This is a genomic window from Bradyrhizobium sp. LM2.9, assembly GCF_054056555.1.
Map to the genome: position 1 here is coordinate 7,551,335 of NZ_JBSRYJ010000002.1, position 21,820 is coordinate 7,573,154.

General features: G+C 60.0%; 17 protein-coding genes and 1 pseudogene. 15 read left to right on the forward strand and 3 right to left on the reverse strand.

What is annotated here, in order from left to right:
• Positions 1-13: 13 nt before the first annotated feature.
• From ACVWW3_RS38265 to ACVWW3_RS38280, 4 genes and pseudogenes are all read left to right on the forward strand, one after another.
• Positions 14-139 (forward strand): annotated as a pseudogene (locus tag ACVWW3_RS38265) (transcriptional regulator); the annotation flags it as partial.
• Between the two features lie 159 nt (positions 140-298).
• Positions 299-3,250 (forward strand): XRE family transcriptional regulator, encoded by a 2,952-nt coding sequence (locus tag ACVWW3_RS38270; protein WP_456672475.1) that lies wholly within the window; start codon positions 299-301, stop codon positions 3,248-3,250.
• The gene (locus ACVWW3_RS38275; protein ID WP_456672371.1) at positions 3,147-4,073 is read left to right on the forward strand and encodes a hypothetical protein; all 927 of its coding nucleotides are present in this window, start codon (positions 3,147-3,149) and stop codon (positions 4,071-4,073) included. The genes ACVWW3_RS38270 and ACVWW3_RS38275 overlap by 104 nt, the downstream gene beginning before the upstream one ends.
• A 212-nt stretch (positions 4,074-4,285) precedes the next feature.
• Positions 4,286-5,494, forward strand: coding sequence for a hypothetical protein (locus tag ACVWW3_RS38280; protein ID WP_456651272.1), 1,209 nt, complete (start codon positions 4,286-4,288; stop codon positions 5,492-5,494).
• On the opposite strand, the gene ACVWW3_RS38285 is transcribed toward ACVWW3_RS38280, so the two are convergent.
• The gene (locus ACVWW3_RS38285) at positions 5,491-6,837 is read right to left on the reverse strand and encodes an IS5 family transposase (protein ID WP_456648401.1); all 1,347 of its coding nucleotides are present in this window, start codon (positions 6,835-6,837) and stop codon (positions 5,491-5,493) included. The genes ACVWW3_RS38280 and ACVWW3_RS38285 overlap by 4 nt on opposite strands.
• Positions 6,838-7,026: 189 nt before the next feature.
• On the opposite strand from ACVWW3_RS38285, the gene ACVWW3_RS38290 reads away from it, so the two are divergent.
• Genes ACVWW3_RS38290 through ACVWW3_RS38305 form a run of 4 tightly spaced genes read left to right on the forward strand, consistent with a single transcriptional unit; the run spans position 7,027 to position 12,143 of the window.
• The gene (locus ACVWW3_RS38290) at positions 7,027-8,163 is read left to right on the forward strand and encodes an ABC-three component system protein (protein ID WP_456672372.1); all 1,137 of its coding nucleotides are present in this window, start codon (positions 7,027-7,029) and stop codon (positions 8,161-8,163) included.
• On the forward strand, positions 8,072-8,320 hold the full coding sequence (locus ACVWW3_RS38295; RefSeq protein ID WP_456672373.1) for an ABC-three component system protein: 249 nt from the start codon (positions 8,072-8,074) through the stop codon (positions 8,318-8,320). Before ACVWW3_RS38290 ends, ACVWW3_RS38295 begins: the two co-directional genes overlap by 92 nt.
• Entirely contained in the window at positions 8,317-9,015 is a 699-nt protein-coding gene (locus ACVWW3_RS38300) for an ABC-three component system middle component 1 (RefSeq protein ID WP_456651270.1), read from the forward strand. The genes ACVWW3_RS38295 and ACVWW3_RS38300 overlap by 4 nt, the downstream gene beginning before the upstream one ends.
• The gene (locus tag ACVWW3_RS38305; protein ID WP_456651269.1) at positions 9,012-12,143 is read left to right on the forward strand and encodes an AAA family ATPase; all 3,132 of its coding nucleotides are present in this window, start codon (positions 9,012-9,014) and stop codon (positions 12,141-12,143) included. Before ACVWW3_RS38300 ends, ACVWW3_RS38305 begins: the two co-directional genes overlap by 4 nt.
• Before the next feature lie 445 nt (positions 12,144-12,588).
• On the opposite strand, the gene ACVWW3_RS38310 is transcribed toward ACVWW3_RS38305, so the two are convergent.
• The gene (locus tag ACVWW3_RS38310; protein ID WP_456651268.1) at positions 12,589-13,407 is read right to left on the reverse strand and encodes a DUF4145 domain-containing protein; all 819 of its coding nucleotides are present in this window, start codon (positions 13,405-13,407) and stop codon (positions 12,589-12,591) included.
• Between the two features lie 222 nt (positions 13,408-13,629).
• Here ACVWW3_RS38310 and ACVWW3_RS38315 point away from each other — a divergent pair, with 222 nt between their 5' ends.
• The 5 genes from ACVWW3_RS38315 to ACVWW3_RS38335 all read left to right on the forward strand — a co-directional run bounded on the left by ACVWW3_RS38315 (position 13,630) and on the right by ACVWW3_RS38335 (position 17,162).
• Positions 13,630-13,929 (forward strand): hypothetical protein, encoded by a 300-nt coding sequence (locus ACVWW3_RS38315; RefSeq protein ID WP_456651267.1) that lies wholly within the window; start codon positions 13,630-13,632, stop codon positions 13,927-13,929.
• Positions 13,930-13,991: 62 nt separating this feature from the next.
• Positions 13,992-14,330, forward strand: a complete 339-nt coding sequence (locus tag ACVWW3_RS38320) for a hypothetical protein (protein ID WP_456651266.1) — start codon at positions 13,992-13,994, stop codon at positions 14,328-14,330.
• Positions 14,331-14,984, forward strand: a complete 654-nt coding sequence (locus ACVWW3_RS38325; protein WP_456651265.1) for a hypothetical protein — start codon at positions 14,331-14,333, stop codon at positions 14,982-14,984.
• Positions 14,984-16,039 carry an AAA family ATPase gene (locus ACVWW3_RS38330; protein WP_456651264.1) on the forward strand — a complete coding sequence of 352 codons (1,056 nt, stop codon included), beginning with the start codon at positions 14,984-14,986 and terminating at the stop codon, positions 16,037-16,039. Before ACVWW3_RS38325 ends, ACVWW3_RS38330 begins: the two co-directional genes overlap by 1 nt.
• A 37-nt stretch (positions 16,040-16,076) precedes the next feature.
• Positions 16,077-17,162 carry an IS5 family transposase gene (locus ACVWW3_RS38335; protein WP_456647433.1) on the forward strand — a complete coding sequence of 362 codons (1,086 nt, stop codon included), beginning with the start codon at positions 16,077-16,079 and terminating at the stop codon, positions 17,160-17,162.
• Positions 17,163-17,288: 126 nt separating this feature from the next.
• Here ACVWW3_RS38335 and ACVWW3_RS38340 read toward each other — a convergent pair whose 3' ends face one another.
• A complete protein-coding gene (locus tag ACVWW3_RS38340; RefSeq protein WP_456651263.1) occupies positions 17,289-18,725 on the reverse strand; it encodes an IS701 family transposase in 1,437 nt (478 codons plus the stop codon).
• 472 nt (positions 18,726-19,197) lie between these two features.
• Between ACVWW3_RS38340 and ACVWW3_RS38345 the strand changes: the two genes are divergently transcribed.
• Both ACVWW3_RS38345 and ACVWW3_RS38350 read left to right on the forward strand, forming a co-directional pair.
• The gene (locus ACVWW3_RS38345; protein WP_456648077.1) at positions 19,198-20,472 is read left to right on the forward strand and encodes an IS256 family transposase; all 1,275 of its coding nucleotides are present in this window, start codon (positions 19,198-19,200) and stop codon (positions 20,470-20,472) included.
• 232 nt (positions 20,473-20,704) lie between these two features.
• Positions 20,705-21,685: a hypothetical protein gene (locus tag ACVWW3_RS38350; RefSeq protein ID WP_456672374.1), complete on the forward strand. Its 981-nt coding sequence runs from the start codon at positions 20,705-20,707 to the stop codon at positions 21,683-21,685.
• The last annotated feature ends 135 nt before the right edge of the window (positions 21,686-21,820 follow it).

Sequence of the window (21,820 nt, forward strand, 5' to 3'; positions counted from 1 at the left end):
ATTTCTTATGACCATGGCCCAACAAAGTTCCCCATCCGACCTGACTCCTAAGCACGTGCGGGCTGCCCGGGCTCTTTTGGCGTGGTCTCAACAGGACCTGGCTAAGCAAGCCGGTGTAGCGACCTCGACTGTGGCGGACTTTGAGAGGGGCCAACGGACCCCGGTCGCCAACAACGCCCAAGCGATTCGCACCGCACTCGAAGGCGCTGGCATCCGGTTCCTGCCAACGGGAGCGGTAATCGGGCCCGCGGTCCCAATTATCACCACATCCGAACGGCCTGGCGCACCCATCCGTTGGGTGAGCGCGGAGGATCTCTCGGACTGGGCGAACCGGACCGACGGTGCCGTCAGCCTGCCGACTCTTCTCGCCTATCTGATCCGCGCAACTTGCGGCACGACGGTTCACCTCCGTTTCCCCGCGGACGAGGGCGTTCGCCACCCGGGCTGGGACGGACGGACGTCGACCGAGATCGGACGCACCTACGTGCCGAAAGGCGATGCCGGCTGGGAGATCGGCAGCCAGCGCCGCGATATCGAGAAGAAGGCAACAGAGGACTACCGTAAGCGAACTGACGAACCTGCGCCGCTGGATCCGGCCAACGCGACCTTTGTGTTCGTCACTCCGCGCCACTGGCCGGGCAAGGATAAGTGGGCGAAGACCCGCGAGGCCGAGGGCGCCTGGGCCAACGTTCGCGTCTATGACGCCGATGACCTTGTTCACTGGATCGAACAAACACCAGCGATTGGACTATGGCTGGCGGTTCGTTTGGGGAAACGACCGGACGGCACACGCGAGCTCGACGAAGTTTGGGAAGAGTGGTCGCTCGCCACCAAATGGCCTCTGACAGAAGACTTGGTGCTGAGTGATCGGGACCAAGACGCTGCTGACGTTCTCCGCTGGCTTCGCGGTGGACCTTCCGTCTTCTCCATCCAAGCGACCACGACCGACGAGGCGGTGGCTTTTTTTTACGCCACGCTCGCGATGCTGCCGGAGGATATGGCAGCCGCCTACAGAGCCCGCTGTCTTGTGGCAACGACTGCGGCCGCTGCGCGGGCACTAGCAAACGCGCCAGCCCCCTTGATTATCGTGTTGACTGAACCAGACCCCGGCTTGGCACACTCGCTAGCAGAACGCGGACACTTTGTGCTGCAAGCTTATGACGAGCGACCGATCTCCCGGGGCGAAGTCCGCTCGCTCGCGCGACCATCACGCGAGGGGATCTCCGGCGCCCTAGTTGCGGCAGGCATTACTGAGCCTCGTGCCGAGGCGTTCGCGCGCGACAGTGCTCGCAACTTGGCTGTCCTGCGTCGTCGTATTCCAGCAGCTGCCGGACGCCAGCCCCAATGGGCGGAAGATACACCGCCCCAAGCATTGCTGGCGGCACTACTCGCGGGCGGTTGGGACGAGAACGCTGAGCACGATCGGGCTCGGCTATCCGAACTCGCCGATCAGCCGTATGACGCTATCATCCGCGATCTAGTCCCCTACGTCGGCAAGTTCGACAGCCCACTGCAAAAGATCGGCTCAACCTGGCGCATCGCGTCGCCGCCAGACGCATGGTTTTGGCTCGCACGGCACCTCACGAGCGTCGACATCAAACGTTTCGAAGACGCTGCGCACGCTGTGCTCGGCTCTGCGGACCCAAGATTCGAAATGGATCCCGACGAGCGCAGGATGGCGGACGTTCGAGGAATTCATCCTGACTATTCGGGAATGTTGCGTCATGGAATCGGACAGGTACTGATCCTGCTCGCACTGTGGGGCGACGAGGTGAGCATTGTCCCGGACGCCGCACGCCGCGCCGACAATATCGTTGCCAAGCTGCTGGCCAACGCCACTCAACAACGATGGTGGTCGCTCTCTCGGGATTTCCGACTGCTGGCTGAGGCGTCACCGAGCGCTTTCCTAAGCGCAGTTGAAGATAGCCTTGATCTAAACGATCCGCCCATCCGCGCCCTGTTCGGTAGATCAGGTGAAGGCATGTTCGGTGCGGAACATCTATCAGACCTGCTTTGGGCTCTGGAGTCCTTGGCCTGGTCGCCCGAACTAATGCCTCGAGTGACCCATGTCCTGGCTCGCCTAGACGCCATCGACAGTCCACCGGGACAATATGCCAATCGGCCAGCCAACAGCCTCCGCGAGATCCACCTTCTCTGGATCCCACAAACATTTGCGCCGCTCGATCTGCGGCTAAAAGCGCTCGATTCGATTCGAAAACACGAGAGCGACTCCGCGTGGAGGCTTATGCTGAGCATCCTTCCGCAGGGTCACGATACCTCCTCGCCGGCGCCAAAGCCGCTGTGGCGTGATTTCACAGTTGATGAGAGCGAGGTCGTTACCTGGAACCTCATCGGCCGTGGGGCCGCGGCGATCACCGAACGTCTACTTGCTGACGTTGGCCTCGACGCCGGCAGGTGGACGGCACTGCTCGAGCGGTTCGCCGACTTGTCGCCCGACCCGGAAGGTGGGTCTGCGGCACTGGAGGTGGCCGAACCGAAGATTACAGAAAAGGCCGATCGCGCGACAATATGGACGACGCTGCGTCGTGTGCTCCATCACCATCGGCAGTTTCCGGACGCCGAGTGGTCGATGCCTAGCGGGGTGCTTGACCGACTCGAAGCAATCTACGATCGCTTCGCGCCCGCTGATCCGATAGAGCGCGCCGCATGGCTCTTCGAACAGGAAGCCGCCCTGCCAAACCCCTCGGCCGAGGGCTGGAAGACGGAACAGCGTGACGTCGATCTGGCGAGGCGCCGGGCTGCCCAAGCCTTGTTCTCCGAAGGCGGGGTTTCAACCATCCGAGCGCTCTCACGCATGGTCGGAACGGCTGGCTACATTGGCAAGGCCCTCTATGATAACGGCCTGTCAGAGCTCGATCTTGAATCACTGCTGGTCGCGGCTATTCGCAGCGACGACGCGCACGAACGCGCGGTCGCTCACGGCCTCATCATTTCAGCCTTTGCGGACCGAAAAGAGCCTTGGGCTGCGGCCTTGATTGCCAAGGCAAAGGACCAGGCTTGGGGCGACACAGCATTGCTTACAATACTGCGCGCACTCCCTGGTCGCGCGGTGGACCTGGAACCAAGCGGCCCAAGCTGGCGCAGAACTCGAAGAGATTTATTGGCGTCAAACGCCAGTGTTCTGGATGAGCGAAGACACCGAGGAGGTGGGGTTTGCAATCCGCAAGCTGATCTCCGTCGGACGTGCCCGTCACGCTCTGCCGCTAGCGGGACGCGACAATCAGACTGACCTTCCTTCCGATCTTCTCCTCGAGGTCCTGCTCGAGGCGGCCAGCCAGCCCTTCGAAACTGATGCCGACAGGAACGAAGCGACAATGTTCCAGCACTACGTCGCAGAGATCCTCCAGCAGCTGGATAATCGTAGCGACGTAGACACAAAGGTGCTGGCCAGGGTCGAGTGGACCTACCTGCCGGTTTTGACCCGTTCACGCCGACCGCCGAAGGTGCTGCTGAAGGCGCTTTCAGAACAGCCATCCTTCTTCGTCGAAATGCTCAGCGTTGTGTTCAAGGCAAAAGAAGAGAGCGGCGTCGTAGACGCAGAGCCAGAAAACCCCGAGCGGGCCCGCGCCGTCGCAAACCAGGCCTATCGGTTGCTTGATGAGTGGGATCGTCTTCCTGGGACTCAGGACGATGGTGCAATAGACGCCACAGCTCTAGAGACGTGGATCAAGGAAGCTCGCTCGCTCGCCAAAGCAGCGGGCCGGGAAGATATCGCCGACAGTCGGATTGGCAACGTGTTGGCTGCTTCCCCGTTTGGTACGGACGGAAACTGGCCGCACGAAGCGGTCCGCGACGCGATCGATCTCTTTCGCAGCAAACCAATGATCGATGGCTTCTTGATAGGCAAAAGCAATCGACGTGGCGTTACGATGCGATCGCCGCGCGACGGCGGAAATCTTGAGCGCCAAGAGGCGGCAAAGTACCGAAACTGGTCGACGGCTATCTCTTTTGACCATCCGCATACCGCCAAGGCTCTCGACACGCTAGCCGACAGTTACGAAGCTCAAGCACATCGCCACGACGAGAGCGCCGAGCGGCTGGACTGGGAGTGACGCTTTGAACGTATTGAGGAAAGGTGACGCCCCAATCCTAAGGTGGCCGTTCCTTCATAATATTGTAGTCGATCCTTGCCCTATCCATAAACGGCCGCAAAGACTACAACGCAGCGTTGTGCATGGGGGATATCTTGCAGCGGCGAAATGGCGAGAACCGAGCGGCGGATTGCAGATGCCTTTCCTGACGTCTGATCGAGCGGGCAAGCCTCATGGCTGATCTGTTGCCACTCGATGTCATCGCGGGTACCCGGGTTCGTGATCGTCCACATCTGTTCGTTCTGGGATGCTACGACCGTCGTATTACATTTTATGCGCAGCAGGTACGCGCCCTATCTCTAGTTCACGCCTTGGCCGATCAAGGCTATCTTCGATCCAACCCACGCATCGCGGTCATCGGCGCTGGTGCCGCGGGATTGACGTGTGCGGCGGGCGCCGTGCTGGCGTCAGCGAGCCAAGTGGTCTTGTTTGAGGGCGCGGGGAATCTTTTGTCGTTGCAGTCGACGACCGACCGCCGAAACCTCGATCCTCATATCTACGATTGGCCTGCCTTGGACACGACCGATCCCGTCGCTGACCTCCCGATACTGGACTGGCAGGCCGGAACGTGCAGGACGGTGCGTGACGACGTGGTTGTCGAATTTGAGGACATCGCGGTCCGAGTTGGAGACCGGCTTGAGCAGCGTCTACGGCACCGAGTCAATGAAATACGACAGGCCGGCACGGGCTACGAGCTCGCCTTCACCGATCTAAACGCTCCGGTGGGATCAGATCGCGAGCGTACTGACCGTTTTGACATGGTATTCCTTGCGATCGGCTTCGGCCTAGAGCCGCAGGAGACGGTTCCGAACATCCAGAACAGCAGCTACTGGTCGGATGCCGGCGTCCCAGTCGGCGAGTTCGAGGGCCGGCCTGCGCCGCGGTTCTTCATTAGCGGGAACGGCGACGGCGGGCTGATCGACTTCGTCGCGGCAGGCTCGACCGATTTCAATCACGCTGGGATGATCCGGCTTATCGCTAATCATCCCGGCATAGCCGAAATCTCGCCGATCATCACCGCGATAGACATGCGTGCGCGAGGAGCTGACGCCGCCGGGCAGCGTTTTGACTTCATCGCGGCATATGATGGGGAGTTGCTGGACCGGTTGCGCGCAATCGGTTTGGTCGACGCGGTTGCTCGGCAATTGCGACCGGGCGTCCACCTTGTCCTGCAAACGCTTCATGCCGAAATGTTCGAGGTGACGACCTCCACGCTCAACCGAATCGCAGCCTATCTCACCATCAAGGCTTGCGGGGCAGATCCGGTACGTAGCTTCCGCCATCTCCAGAACAGGTCTGTCAAACGGGGCGACCCACCTGTGCCCTGCCCAGAGCCCGCACGCTTCTGGCTCGATTGCGATGGCGAAATAGTCGTCCGTTAACAACCCGGTTGAAGCGGTGATCGGTCGCTGGCAGCAGCGATGAGGGCGGTCAGGATCAGGCACCAAAGAGCCCTGAACCAGGCGAGGATGCGGCGGAAGTTGTGGCCGACGGCTGAGAGGATGACGTTGGCGGCGTCTCCTGCGCGGCCTTTGAGGTAGCAGCGGCCGAGGTGACCATCGGTCTTCAGGTGTCCGATGATGGGTTCGATGGCGGAGCGGCGGCGCAGCTCGCGCTTGATGACACCGAAGACGCCGCGCTTTTGACCCGAAATGAAGACGCGACGGGGATTCTGTGCGTCGTGGCCGCGATATCCCTTGTCGACATAGGCCCGCTCGATCGCACAGCCGGTGAGCGTCTCGGTGCGGTCGATGACGTCGCGCAAGGTGTGACCGTCGTACGGGTTGTCGGGCAGCGCCCTGGCGTGCAGCACGAACAGGCCACCGGGAGCACGGCGGTTGTTGGTGACGATGGAGGCTTTGACACCGAACTCGTAAGGCGCGGCTGCCTTGCCCTTGCCGATACACTCCACCTCCGGGGCGTGGAAGGAGTAAAGCTTCCAGCCGCGCTGGCGCTGCTGCTGCGAGCGGATCTGCGAAGCCCGGCTGAGCGGGAGGGCGAAGGCGTTCTCGAGCACCGCCTGCCCTTCGATCTTGCGGCGGATATCGCGAATGATCCGGCCCAGCCGGCTGCGCAGGATGCGCAACTGCCGCTGATGCCGCTTGAATTGCTTGGCATGAGCGTAGCGCCCCGCCATCATTGCCGCGGTCTTGGCGATGCGAAGATAGGACTGCCGCAGCCTGACCCCGTGCTTCCTCGCCAGGCGGTTGAGCCCCTTGATCGCCGCGTGCAGCAGCTTGGCATCGGTCGGGAAGGTGATGGCCTTCGGCTGCACGGTGGTATCGACCGTGACCCGCTTGAGGTCCTGGCTGCGCAACGCGCCGGCCTCGTGCGCTACCCGCAGGCTCTCGGCCAGCAACAGCTCCAGCTTGTCGCCGAGCCGCTTGCGCCAGTGGCTCAGGTCCGAGCGCTCGTGCGGGAACGCGTGCTGGAAGAACTCTTCGCCGGTGAAGTACTGGAAATACGGGTCGTGGACCCAACGCTCGCACACACCCTCATCGGACAGGCCGTAAATGTGCTTGAGCAGGAGCAGCCCGATCACGAAGCGGGTCGCGATGCCCGGACGCCCGTTCTCGCTATAGAGCGGCGCGATCTCGCCGTCGATCCAGTCCCAATCGACCTTGCCGGCGAGCTGAACCAGCTCGTGCTTCATGTTGATGATCTGGTCCAGCCTGGCCCGGAACAGATCGCCCGATCCCGTCGTCCTGTGCTTCTTCGGTCGCATCGCCACCTCCGATGCGACCACGGAATCATGACTGGCGATTCGACGGAATCCTGAAAATGAAATCGCAAGCTTCCGATGCCCGAAGCATCAAATCCCTGCAATCCCAAATCAGTCTACAAAGACAAATGCGATTCTGGCTCAGTCGCTTAGCCCAACTTCACGGACGACGAAATAATCGGCGCCGACGCAGTGATCATTCGTCGCGGGCCACTGCGCAACGATGCGCGTCGCCCGTTCGCAGATCATCTCGCCGGCTTCGAAGAAACGCATCGAGAATGGCTCGAGCGTCACGGGGATGCGACCTTGGTCCCCAAGCTTTCGCGTGCCGCACGCGACATGTTTGCCGAAGCCGCGCGCTCAGCAGATATTCCGCTGTCGCGCCGCGTTCAACGGCAGGCCGCCCCGCATGTGCCGATTACCGTGCAACTGCGCCGCGTGGGCGACCGTATCCGCTGGTCCGGCGGCGCGACGCCGCAAGACCTGGTGCGTTCATGGGACAATGACCAGCCGTTCGAGATCATCCTCCCCGATGCCCCGACCGACCTTGGCGCTGCAGCGGGTGCAATCCTTCGCGTCGCCTGCCATGCCAAGCGCGCGGCGTTGCGCGCAGCGCCCGCGCAATGGCGCGACCATGTCGCTCGTCTGAGCGTTGACTCACCGCACGCTGAAGGCATGGCTATGCCGGCGATAGTTGCTGGTAATCCCGGCGGCGGCGCCCAGGATCCAATCACCGATGACCCCGCGCGGTTCGCCCGCCAGGTTCATACCGTGCTCGATAGCTGGATGCTCGGGCGTTTGAATGACCATCTCGAACGCTTCCTGGTTAACCGCGAGGATTCTGGCCATCGGATCGGCTTTCAAGTCGCGCAAGATCTAAGGGAAGGGATGCGCGCCACATGGGCGGAATGGCGCGTGGCATTCGAGGATGATCCAGCGCTCCTCAACCACTTCCTGCGCCTTCTGACTTGTGCGATCGACGACGACGGTGACCGCGACGCCGCACAGATTCTCGTTGGCCCGACGAAGTTTGGCGCGATCGCTCGAGGTACGGCAATTTCGCTGGCAATTGCGGCCGTGTGGCAGAGGACCGATCCCAAGCCCGGGAAGCCCGGGAATCTATTACGCCAGCGGGGCGAGGCTCCCGAATGGACTGGTCACGGGTGCGCAGCTGATCGTATCGACGGAACCGCCATGTCGCTGTGCGCAGCGAACTACATGTGGCAAACTCAAGTTCGTGATCCTGTCGGTCCAAGGTGCCATCGAGGTTGCCCGCATTGCGGAGCGGGCTTTTGCCCTGGTCGAGACCCAGCAGCCGTCGCTGAGTGAGACGGACGGCTCGGGGCCAGTCATGATGTGGATCAGCCGCGAATTTATCGATGCCGTGGCTGCCGGCACCGACCAACTTGCCGCGTTGCTGGCGACAATCGAGGCACGTCACTTCTCGTCGCTCGAGCGAGCCATCGTGAAAGGAGCCGAGGCATGAGCGACGACCGAACCACTCTCTCGCCCGACCTGGCCGATTTTGCCAATCGCCTGCGATACGCAGCGCTAAGGTTGGACCTTGCGGTCGAGGATCGGAGCAAGCTCGCCACGACTTCGTTCAGTGGCGGGACGTCTGCCGCAACATCGCTCAGCCCCACCGACCTTCCCACCGAGTGTCACGCGCTCAGAATCAACAGGTTCAACATCATACTCGGGGTTCTTCCCGACACTGCCGCGCTCGAGGCCGTGCGAGAGACTCTGCGGCGATATCGCAATCAATGCGTTGTCGCGCGGTCGTATCTGACGCCCAACGAGACCCTCGACCTCCAGTTGATGTTGCTGGGACCTCGGTCAAGCGAGCGCCAAGAGGTCTGGCGCGCGCTAGCGCTGATGGTGGAACGGGACGACCGGGTCGCACGCAAGCTGGCTTGGCTCCGGCCGGAAGATCCGAAGCGCGACGACGAAAGCTTCGCAGATTTCCTCAAACGCACCTTTCTCGCGCGCCCCTGGATCCGAAAAGAAGGTGAGTTCGACGACGTGGCGCTCGATCAGCTCAGTTCGACCGCCGCCACCACGCCGGGGCTGCCGAGGACGACCGCCGCCGAATGGCAAAGCATCGCACTCGACGATAGCAAGGCGCCTGATCAGATCGTCGCCGCGCTCGTCAAAGCCTGGGAACGGAGAGGCCAGTCATGAGCATCTATCTCGCGCGCATTGGCATCCACAATTTCCGCACGTTCGGCGTGTTCGATGTTGAGTTACCAGCGGCCCCCGGCTTGGTTCTGCTTATGGGCACGAACGGCTTAGGAAAGAGCAGCTTCTTCGACGCCATCGAGTGGGGGTTGACTGGGACGATCCGCCGATTCGCGCCTTATCTCAATAAAGGCAGAAAAAGGCTTGTCGAGAGTGATTATCTGACACGACGCGGGGCAGAAGCCGGATCGCACAAGGTCGTGCTGACTTTTTCGGATTGCGAGCCCATCGAGCGTAGCATCAACAAAGCAACGGCAACGGCTTCGATCATTGCGAAGCTCGCGCGATCCGACCGCCGTGCCATCGAGGATCTGAGCACATATCTCGCGCTCACCCATTTCCTGGGACAAGCCGCACAACAGCGCTTCACGAGCCGTGAACCGCAAGATCAATGGCAGGCGATCAAAGGACCGAGCGGGTTGGAGCGTCTGGCGCAAATTCGTTCGGGATTGCGCGGACGTCCCGTCGTCGCCGCGTTCAACCGACGGCTCGAGCAGGAACGGCTCAGCGTGAGCACGATTGAGCGTCAAATCGCTGATTGGCAAGGCTGGACCGCGCGCCTCGTTCGACTGCAACAGGCTGCGCGCGCGACCGGCGCACTAACGCCCGGCGAAGTGCTGGAGCGAACCCAAGCCCTTGAAGCTGAGCTCGACGGGTTGCTCGGCGAGAGCGCGAACCCGGTTTCTGGTGAAAGCACCAGCCGCCGGCTGGCGGCGCTCGGTGACCGTATGGGCGATGCGCTGCGCAACGGGACCGCCCGCCTTGCCAGCTTCGCCGCACTCGACGATTTGCCTGTAACCTATACCCGGGTCAGCGAAGAAGGCCGGATCGATCACCCAGTTCTCGTTCGCTTGCGACAATCCGCAAGCGAAGCCCAGGCAGCTGTCGAGCGCGCCGCCCCAAGCTTGGAAACTGCGGACAAGGCGGTCGTGAACCAAACCGCCGCGATCGCGGAGATCGAGCAGGAGATCGGACTCCTCGAGAATGTGAGAGCGGATATCGCCCGGCGCGATCAGCTCGCTGCTCAGATCGATACGGCGCAAAAGGACGTGGCCGAGGCCGGGACGATGATAGCCGCCAAGCGCGCAGTCTTCGAGCAGGCCGATGCTGCGATCAACCGGCAAGGCGACGCAGCGGCGAACGTCGCCAGACTGCGCCAAGAAGCGGAAACGACGGGCGGGCGTTTAAAGTCGTTGCCAACGTTGATGGACCTCGAGGAGCAATCTGGCAGATTGGCAGCGGCCCTCGCGACCGCACGCGATGCGGCTGCGGCGGCGCGCCGCGATCTTGATTCGCAGATCGCAGAGCGCACGAGCCTCGAGGCCGAGATCGCCGAAGCAGTCCAAGCCCGTGCCGAGGCGGTCCGCCATGCGAGCGCGATCAGCGAGGCTCTTGCCGGACTAGCGAGCCATATCCACGAGGATGACACCAACTGCCCTGTCTGCCGCACCCCCTTCGCGCCCGGAGTGCTGAAGTCGCTCGTCGAGACGGCGGCTTCAACGAGTGACGGACAACTGGCTGATGCCGACGAGAAACTGGAGCGACTGCGCGCGCAACATGCCCGGCTCGCGACGTCGATAGACGCGCGCCAGTCTGTCGTCGATGCGCCCATACAGCGCGAGCGCGACGCTGGCGCGGCGGCGAATGCCCTCACAGACGCAAGAGCGGCATTGGCCCGGGTTCTTGGAGTCGATGACTCGGCTGATTTGCATGCGATCGTGCATGCGCAGGCTCGCAACGCGGCAGCAGTCCTCGCTGACGCAGTGAAAGAGCTTGAGCCGCTGGCCGCGCTCGCCGCTCAATACGCCCAGCAACGTGAGACGCTCGCGACCGAACTCGAGGACCTGATCATGCGCGAAAACCAAGCGCAGGGTCGGCTTGATGTCTTCCGTGCCGAAGACAAAGCCTGTGTTGACCGGATCGCAGCGCGGGGGTGGGCGGAGAGCTCGCTCGAACGTGTCAACCAGCGCCTGACTGACCGGCGGGAGGAGCTTGAAATCGCACGTGCCCAGCTCGCGCGGCTAACTGATGCTGCCGCCGCGACCAAGACAGCGCTCGCAGGATTACGTGCGGAGCTCTCCAGGGCAGAGCGGGAACTTGCCGTAGCGAACTCCTCGCGTAACGCCGCCGAGGCAACGGCCCGTGAAATGGTGACGCGATGGACGCGGGCTGGGCTCGACGGGCAACCGAGCCAAGCAGTGCTGGACAAGGCGACGGCCACGCTTGCCGATCTAGTCGGTGAATTCCGCGTGCTGACCGAGCGCCAAGTCGTCCTTGCGCGAGACAACGAGAGCACCCTGTTGCATGCGGAGATTGTCCAGGTAGAGGAAGCGATGCGTCAAGCCGGAGGCGAAAGTGGCGTGGCCGATCCGGCGGCCTATCTTGCCGGGCTGCTGGCGAAGGCGGACGCCGCGCGTGACGCGGTGAAGCTAACCACCGCGACGCGCCTCGCCGTCGGTCGCTATAGCGAGGAGCTCAAAACTGAGGCGGATGACTTTGCCAGTCGGGTGCTGGATCCGCTCAACGTTGTCATCGATGATTTCAACGAAGCAATGTTAAGCACGCCGGGCGAAACGATACAATTCAAAGCCGACACCCGCGTCGACGCAACCAGCTTCGGCATGGCGCTACGGTATCGCGATCAGGTCGAGCATGCCATCGAGACCCAAAAGGACTTGCCGCCGCAGTTGGTGTTGAGTGAGGGCCAGCTTGCCGCCAACGGTTTCAGCATCCTGTGTGCAGCTAGCACTGCCTATCCGTGGTCCACTTGGCGTGCGTTGCTCCTCGATGATCCGCTCCAACATAACGACATCATCCATACAGCCGCATTTGTTGATGTCATGCGCAACATGGTAGAGCTAGAAGGATACCAGCTGATCATGTCGAGCCATGATCGGGCAGAAAGCGACTTCATTGCACGCAAATTCGACGCGGCCGGCCTTCCCTGCACGACGATCCTGCTCACCGCGCCGTCGGACAAGGGCGTAGTCTGGGATCCTCCGCTACGTAACGCAGCGGCTAACCGCATCTTGCGGCAGAGTGCGGACGAGCATCTCTCCGACAGCGCCTAATCCTGGTCGACCGGAAAAACGAGGAACCATTCACCTCCTTCAACCGATTTCCGGTTCCGACCGAGTTGCTTGCTCATGCCCTCAGGTCCGCACGAAGCCGGCCATCCGATCGGCGAACGAAAGCCGCACGTATCTGGTGCGGTTTCTGGTGCGGTGGTCCAGATATGTGATGCAAAAATCTAGGAAACACTTGGTTTCATTGGTGGGCCCGGCAGGACTCGAACCTGCAACCAGACCGTTATGAGCGGGAAGGGGAAGCCGGAAGATGCTGAAAATACCGATGAATTTGATGATGAATAAGGACGTTTGTTCGCGTTTGGTTGCGCCGTAGTATTGGTTATTGATTGGTTGGCGGTCTGCGTCGCACCAACACCCTTCCAAATGAACTCATCGGTCATCCAGCCACCGATCCAGGTTAGCCTTCACCCGAAAGGGAAAAACGAGGCTACGGTTCGGGCTTGGGTGGCTCTAATTGTTTAGGAGAATCGCGCTTTTCGATTTGTTGTTTCACGGTGTCCGGAACAACGTTCTGGTACATATCCGCAATGTGTTTCGCCTGAGTGATCTGTGATTCTACGATTACATTCACCAGTCCGAAAAGCTTGCTCGCGGTCGTTTTGTCATCTCGTAGGTCTATCTGTCCTGGATGAACGGCGCTGTTCCCCACAACCCTGACAACATCGAGCGCTTGTTGAATCCTCTTATCTAGACCCCCTCGCACAAGATTGCCGATCTCGTCGTTGATGTTTTTGCCCGCTTCACCGAGATGAACAAGAAGCTTCTGGATACACAGACGCAAAAGAGCGGCGGCGCCCCGAGGAGATTTGTCGAGAATCTCGTTTGCCTCAAGGAAATCTTCTCTTACATCCGCAGGCATTCCTTCGTTTGGCGTAATCGCTACCTGATTCAAAGGGTAAATAAGTTCGTCTGCCCGCCAAATCGATATACCTTTGCAACTGTAGCATTTGCTCAAGGCAACATTCACCAGTCCCATTTTTGAATACAAGGTGCCTGTTCCTTCTTCAAAAAAGACTTCCCTCCGCAGCATCCGCTCAAAATGTTCAATAGCCTCAGCACCAAACTTTTGCTTCTTAAACTCCTCAATCGTCTCTGCATCGGGAAGCCAAGGTCTGCCATCTTCACTGTAGCCGGTAGCGTAGAGTTTGTACCAAGTCTGATGTGCTATCGCTCCGCAGTTAACATGCGGACAGGAGAACGAGTCTAATCCTAGTGCAGGTACGATTTGCTTAGCAGCCATAGCCATTTGTGCCCCTCTGCAGCAGGATGCTCTTGAGTCTCTGCCTCTTTGTATCGAGCGACGCCAATCCTTCATTCAATTGGATTGCGAAGCCTTTCTCTCAGAGGTTGAGCGTAGCCGATATCTCCTTTTCGTGATCTCCTTGTCAAGGCTTCTAAACCCGCAACTGCACGCGGCGGAATTGTTCGCGTGCCACACCACCGGAATTGCCCGGTAATGAAGGAAACCATGTCTGCCAAGATCGACTTTATCAAATTTCTAACCGGCACGCTCACCGCGGCGTCCACAAGGCTACTCGCCGCCAATCCAACCAACACGGCCACAGCCGGTCGCCTTGATCAGATCGTTCGGACGGCGGAAGACATCTCGTCGGGATATTGGGCCAAGATCGAACCTCTGTACGAGCCGTTTGCGCCTAAACTTCAATTGGCCGTCCGGCACATCAATAGCGACATCCTCGCCGGACAGAAAGCCGCGGCCGACTTCGAGTCATACGTCACGTTGCTGATCTCAGAGTTGCAGAACTGATGACATGCCGGCCCGTCGCAGATTAGCGGCGGGCTTTTCCATCTCAAGAATAGAAGCTAAAAATGATGTTGAACGAAAAGAACGATTGCATTGAGACGATTGCGAAGACCTTGGATCGTGCATCGGCGTGGCGGCAGTCGCTCACGGCCCGTTGGCCAGATGACCCCCGAAACGCTCGCGCTGCCGCTTGGCTCGATCAACTCGCCGCAGACGTTGCCAATATGACAGATGCACAATGGGAAGTCCTCAAGCCTTACTATAGCTGGGCATCAGGGACTTGGAGAAACGGTCTCAATCAATCTACGAAGCAGGTTGGTTTCTATCATCGCTCCGGTGAGCTGGCCTTCTTCATTGAAGCGCTTGTTCAGAACCTGTCGCCCTTGAGCAGCGTTGCCGCGTAAATGGAATCGACTTTTGACGACACGCTGCCAACGGCGGAAGAAGTTGAGCGCGAATTTCAGGAAAGGGGCTCTGACAAGGCATCGGCACTCACATGGTTCACTGAACATGGCGTCGACACATCGCCTCCGCCGCAAGCCGCGGTCATTCAGTACGGCGTGGTTTGGACACCCGGACTCGGCCGGTACAGGTTTGTAATCTATGACTCCAGCCACATAGGTCCAAAGCACCCGCGCGAGCTAGCCGTTCCTGTTATGGAAGATGGCAGATTCATTGATCTGCTGGTTATCAGTGACCAAATGCATTTCGCTTCCGTGACGTGCCGTGCATCGTGGCTTGGTCGCGAAAACCTAACCCTGCCGGTGGTTCGGCTTTACGCGCATCCAATGGATTGGATCGAGTCCGGCTGTACCGGCGTTTGTCACATCGCGCCGGTTAGCCGGAAGGCGCTCAAAGAACTGGCCAAAGCTAAGACGATCGAATGCAACGATATCGAGACTGCATTAGAGGCGTGGGATTGGGCATTCGAGTCGAATGAAGCTGAGTTGGCGCGATTCGAGATCGACGACACGCCCCACACCATCCAAGCGTATTACGAGAGCTTGGTTAGGTGGCACGGGGTTCGTGTCGCGGTGGATATGGAGCGGAGACAGTAGTGGTGAACCTTGCAGAAATCCATCCGCGCTTCAGCGCCGAAGTCGAAGTGGCGAAGGCTGATATCGACGCGTATGCCAAGGTTGCGAACGATAACCGGCCAAAAACGCTGCAGTTGCCTGACGCCGTCAAAGCGGACCTGAAAGAGAGATTCACAATCACTTGGTTCGACGACGTGGACCAATCGACAGCCAAGGAAGAAATCCTCCAAGGGGTCTTAGGGGCCGGTGAGTTCAGTTTGTTTGTCGCGAAGCCCGGGACAGGGAAAAGCGTTCTGGTTGGTGACATAGGTTGTCACATCGCAGCCGGCCGGGAGTGGCATGGCCGTAAGGTCAAGCAAGGGCTCGTCGTGTTCTTCGCCGCGGAACGCCGTAAGCTGACAGAGCGACGCGTCGCGGCATGGCGCAAGACGCATGGCGTCTCTGGCATTCCGTTCGCGGTTGTCGGCGGAAAGCTTGATCTTACGTCCGGCGCGATCGACGCCAAGGCGTTAGCGGCGACCATTGGAGCGCTTGAAGAAAGGAGCACATATAAGTGCGTGCTGATTATCTTGGACACCGTGACCCGTACCTTTGGCCCGGGAGACCAGCACCAGAGCCGTGACATGCAACGCTACGTCCAATCAGTTGACGAACTCACGCGGGCCACGGGTGCTCACGTGGCGGCGATCCATCATTCCGGCTGGGAGGGGGATCGGGGTAAAGGCGCAATCGATTTAGACGGCGCGATCGATGTCTCATTCGTGGTCAACGTTCAAGTCAGCGGGCTATCGAAGGTGTTCACTCTGTCATGCACAGGCGCCAATGATGGCGAGGAAGGACCGGTAACATCCTTCCGGTTGGAGTCGGTGGAACTCGGCACCGACTCGGATGGCAACGTGACGACGGCGCCTGTCGTCGTACAGGTGGACCCGGCCAAGCATGATGGCTCCAACCTCAAGGGCAACGCAGGCAAGGCGTTCGACTCGCTGGAGCGGGCCATCCAAGAGCACGGTCAATGCGCCCCAGACGGCTCTAGCAGTCTGCTGAAAAACCGCCTCGCCAGGGAGGGGACTTGATGATTCACTTCGTCATCTCGAATCGGCGGAGACGATCATGCGCGGCAGGTTTACGGATCAGGGCGGCCTGTTTTCGTACATCGCGCCGGATAAGCGAGTGCCAGCGAACCATCCGCTGCGGAAGGTCCGGGAACTTGTCCGGGATGTTTTGAGTGATTTGAACCGCAGCCTTGGAAAGCTATACGCCAGCGAGGGACGTCCTTCGATCCCTCCGGAGCAATTGCTGAGCGCCTTGCTGCTGCAGGTGTTCTACGGCATCCGCTCGGAACGCCAGCTGATGGAGCAACTGGACTACAATCTTTTGTATCGCTGGTTCGTGGGACTGTCGCCGGACGATCCGGTCTGGGACCCGACCACCTTTACCAAGAACCGGGAGCGGCTGCAGAACGGCGATGTGTTCACGAAGTTCATGACCAGGCTTCTGAACCATTCTCAGGTCAAGCCGCTATTGTCGGACGAGCATTTTTCGGTGGACGGAACGCTGATCGAAGCCTGGGCTTCGCAGAAGAGTTTTCGCCCCAAGGACGGCAGCGGCGACGATGATGACGGCGCCAACTTCCATGGCCAGAAACGCAAGAACGACACCCATGCGAGCACCAGTGACCCGGACAGCAGGCTTTATCGCAAGGCGGCCGGACGGGAGGCCAAGCTTTGCTATATGGGCCACGCCACCATGGAGAACCGGCATGGGCTGGCGGTGGCCGGCAGGGTCACGCATGCCAATGGCACCGCCGAACGCCGGGCTGCGGAGGTCATGCTGAAGGCGAGACGCAAAGCCGCAGGTCGCCGCATCACGGCTGGTGAGGACAAGGCGTACGATACGGCCGATCATGTCGCCAATCTTCGCGCCATCGGCGTGACGCCGCATGTGACACAGAACCAGGCCATCACCAAAACCGGCAACAACCGTAACAGCGCGATCGACGAACGAACCACGCGGCATCCGGGATACGGCATGTCGCAATCGCGCCGGGCGATGGTCGAGTGCATTTTCGGATGGGGCAAGCAGCATGGCACCATGCGCAAGACCAAACATCGGGGCATCGCTCGCGTCGCCGCCGACTTCCTGCTTAATCTGATCGCCTATAACCTGATCCGAATTCCCAAACTGCTCGCCGCATAGCCACCCCGCGCCGGGCACACTCAATAACAAGCTCGAAATTACATCCAACTCTACCGCGCCGCTCCAAAAACGACCGGCGGAAAATGAAAATTCTCCATTCCAAGGTTTTTCAGCAGACTGCTAGTCTTACTGCGTCATAAATTTTTGCGCGATCGCGGACGCAGGATCGCTCTTGCGCAACATGGACATCGCGACAGACTTCTGACGAGGGCGAGAACGAGCCGTCGACGCATCGTCGCAATCGAGTTTGGAATGTGCCGTTCGGTGCGCAGCGGCGGAGCCTCTGGGTTTGTAACCTTCGGGAAGGGCAGGCGTTTGGAATAGCCCGGCTGAACGAGGCGCTGAGGGGGGAATCGTCTCCCTTTCGGAGATGAGGAATCCGTAAGCCGCTATGCATAGTGTGGCATGGTGGTGGAAGCCGCGCCAACCGCGCCCTTCGAAGTGGCCGAGCCCGACCTCCTGCTTGAGTTCCTGATAGTCGCGCTCAATGCGCCAGCGCAGTTTTGTCAGGTCGACCAACCGATGGAAGGCGATCTTTTCGGGAACGGTCGAGAGCCAATATTTTGTCGGCTCGGCCTCGTTCTTCGGCCACTCGATCAACAGCCATTCTTCCGGGCGGCTCTTGGTGAGGTTGTAATCGCGATGGGCAACCCGCACGCGCACCCGAGCAAAGCGCGAGGTGAGCTGCTCGGCCGAACCTTCGCGCCACGCGATCGTGCGCCATGCCTTTGCCGGCAAGCCGAGCGCGAGTTTCTTGACCGAGATTGGCTGATGATGGCGATCACGCCGTATCAACTTCGGCGGCCTTCCCTGGCCCGACCATCTTTTGGCGCGCAGCGGCACCATGCCCGGCGCCCACACCGTGGTGTTCGGTAGAATGCCAGCGACATAGCTCAACCCCAGCGTTGCGATATCCGTGCGCAGTTCGGTGTTGGCACCGTAACCGGCATCCATCAGCACGACGCCGCGCGGCAGGCCGGCCTCGCAGGCCTTACGAATCTGATCGAACGCGATCTGCGGCTTGGTCTTGAAGACAATGTCCTCAGGAATGCCGGCCTTTCGCCGGCGTGCGCGATCTTGCCATTCCTGCGGTAGGTACAGGCGATAAGCGACCGGCAGGCTGGCGTGGTGATTGGCAATCGACAGCGACACCGCGACCTGACAATTGTCCTGCTTGCCGAGTTGGCCGCAATACTGTCGTGCCACTCCTACTGAATGCCGGCCCTGCTTGGGAAAACCTGTGTCGTCGATAATCCAGGCCTCGATCGGTCCATGACGCTCGATCCGCGGCAGCACCATCTCGCGCACCTTGGTCAAGACCTTCTCGTCCGACCAGCGCCCTTCACCGACAAAATGCAGCAGCGATTGATGCTGCGCCGCTGTCCGTTCAGGCGCGGTGATCGCCGCCATCGGTTCCACGCTCTTGCGTTCGCATGGCATCATCAGACCAACGCAGTAATCCCGTAACGGCTTCGCCCGGTCTGCATGGCCGATCACGCTCACAAGCCCCTCGACATAGGCCGCAAACCGCGATTCACTCCCGTCCGATCTTGGGTGACCCATCCCAGCTCTCCATGCCGAAAAACGAATCTCCCGAAAATACCAGCAATTCCAGGATCAAAGATCGCGACTTTCTGACTCAGTAAGACTAGGGGCTTCCTTGATGGCGTTGAGACGGTCAGTCGGGAGGAATGGCGAGGGCAGTTTTACGCCGACGCCAGGGCTAAGGAACCCGCCGTATCCGACAATACGTTGAAGCAGCGCTTATTAAGGGCGCGAAGCGACCTGATGAAAGCCGATCAGGTGGGCGAACTGGGCGAGCGATGCTGGATTACGGCTACATAGTGCTACATGTCTCGGTACGTATCAGTATGTACCGCGACCATCCACTGCTACATCAGCTACACACCCTTTAGGGTGTAGCGATGTAGCGGGTGGGGATGTCCCGGGTTCTGTTGAATTTCTGAAGAGGTCGGCGTTGCCCACCTTGAGCCGGTAGGCTCGGGGTGCTGATTCCACAAAGGAGAGCAACGCCATGACGAGAGATATCACACTGGCTGGTTCGCCGGCGACCGGGGCTGTGGACGAAGCTTTTGCAGAAGTGCGGGCGAGCTTCGATCGGTTCTGCCTTGCGGCAGGGATCGAGGCGCTCGGCACGATGATGGAGGCGGATGTCACGGCGGCCTGCGGGCTGCGCCACGGTCGCGACGCGGCGCGGCGGGCGCACCGTTGGGGCCGAACGCGGGGACGGATCGGCTTCCACGGCGGCAAGATCGAGGTCGAGCGCCCGCGGGCCCGGGGCGTGGACGGCCGCGAGGTCACGATCCCGAGCTGGGAAACGGCGGCGCAGGAGGATTGGCTCGGTCGCTGGGCGATGAACCTGATGCTGATCAATGTGTCGACGCGCCGGTTCGGCCGCGCTGTCCGGCTGCCCGAGGGTGACGTGCCGGCACCGCCCGGATCGGGGGTTTCGAAGTCGGCGGCCTCGCGGAGGTTCGTAGCGCTGTCGGCGGCGCGGCTGGCCGACTTCATGGCTGCCGACCTGTCCGCGCTCGACCTTCTAGTGGTCCAAATCGATGGGCTGCATCTCGGCGACGATCTCGTGCTGGTCGCCGCGATCGGGATTGACGGCGAAGGCAACAAGCATCCGCTGGCTCTGGTGGAAGGGGCGACCGAGAATGCCGCAACGGTTCAGGCCCTGCTGGACAACCTGGTCTCGCGCGGGCTCGACCCGACGGTGCCAAGACTGTTCATCGCCGACGGCGCGAAAGCGTTGTCGAAGGCGATCCGCCGCACCTTCGGTTCGGCCGCTGCGATCCAGCGCTGCCAGATCCACAAGGCGCGCAACATCGTGGAACGCCTGCCGAAAGAACATCATGCGGCCACCCGTCGGGTGCTGCGCCAGGCCTGGGAGCTCGATGACGCCGACAAGGCTGAAAAATTGATCCGCAATCTCGCGCGTCGACTCGACCAGCAATGGCCCGGCGTAGCGGCCAGCATCCTCGAAGGCCTCGACGAAATCCTGACTGTCGTCCGGTTGAAGCTGCCGAAGGAGCTTCGTCGATCGCTCGCCTGTACCAACATCGCCGAGAACATGATGGGCACCATTCGCCGCGTCACGCGCAACGTCAAACGCTGGCGGGATGCCGGTATGGCCTTGCGATGGGTCGCGGCCGGCATGATCGAGGCCAACAAGGGCTTCCGACGATTGAAGGCGCATAAGCAATTGTCGGTTCTGCGTGCGGCCCTTCAAGCTCACCACGATCGCATGACGATCAAGCCCGTTGCCCACGTCACGAGGGCCGCGTAACATTCACTCCGGCAACGTCGGCCCGACGTAGTTCAACACCGATCGGGACATCCCCTAGCGGGTAGTTTGAACCTATTGTCTTGGAATAAGCCGGCTATCCTAGCGCGCATGGGAGTGCAGGACTGAAATGGCTCTAAGTGGAAACAGCCTAGAAATTTGTCACGAATTCAGCTACACCTCACGATGTCGATTGATTCATTTTTGCTATCACTAGGCGGTGGGAGGCATTGCGATGCATCCTCAAATGGTAGTTACCCTTGTCCATGGCACGTTTGCCAAAGGCGCACCTTGGACCCAGCTTTTCTCCGACTTCACCTGCGAACTGAAGGGTGGACTTCACCTGAGTACGTTGTTCACTCGGGTAGATTGGTCGGGGGGCAACGACATTTACGCGCGCCTAGCTGGGAGCCATATTCTTAGCAAGCACATCAAGGAGCTTAAGGAGCAGTATCCTGAGGCCTTTCAGTACGTAATCGCGCACAGTCATGGCGGGAACGTCGCGCTTTATGCCACTAGGGACGTAGAAATTGACGGTATCGCTTGTTTAGCAACACCATTCTTCCATGCCCGCGAACGTGATGGCTCGCTTCTCACTGACAAGTCATTTCAGCGAGGACTGATCGGTGTTTTCTGTTTTATCTCCTTTCTCTCCGGGCTTTCGGCAGGAGTAAGCATCTATTGGTGGATCGCCATATTATTCGGCACCAGCTTAGTGTGCAGCCTGATCGCGGCGGTTCTTTCGGCCCTTAGCAGTTTCGTTGCTAGCCGTTCGAGAGAAATGGCAGCAGTCATAACCGCGGATGTTCCGGCGGGCATGCGACTTTGCTCGATCCGGATAACAGGAGATGAAGCTTCATCGAGCTTAGCGGCGGGTCAGATCCTTGCATGGGCATCTGTTCGCCTCTCCTCACATTTCGCGAAGGCAAAAGACTTGCAGTTCTTTAAGAATCCTTGGCGTGGGTTGCCTATTCCAAAATCGTTTTGGATCTTGCCGGCATTTGCGGTCATATTCGGTGGTTGCGGTCAGACGTTTGAGTCGCCCCAACTGTTGCGAATTGGAGGTTTTCTCGTATCTCTGTCGATATTGGTCCTGAGGCGGTCTCAAGACCAGACTGTTCGACAATCTTCTATATGGAGCGTCCTATCTCTGTCTTTGGATTACTTTGGTAGTAGGCGTCCTCACCACTGGCACGATGCCGCCGCGGGATCTTGAAATCGGTCGTGTTTCTCAATGGATTATAGCGCTGTCGACCCCTCTTGCGATTGAGATCACCACCGAGACGACTCCGCCTGGGGGGCCTTGGGACATCTTCCATTTTCCTCGCAACGAGAAAATGGACCAACTGAC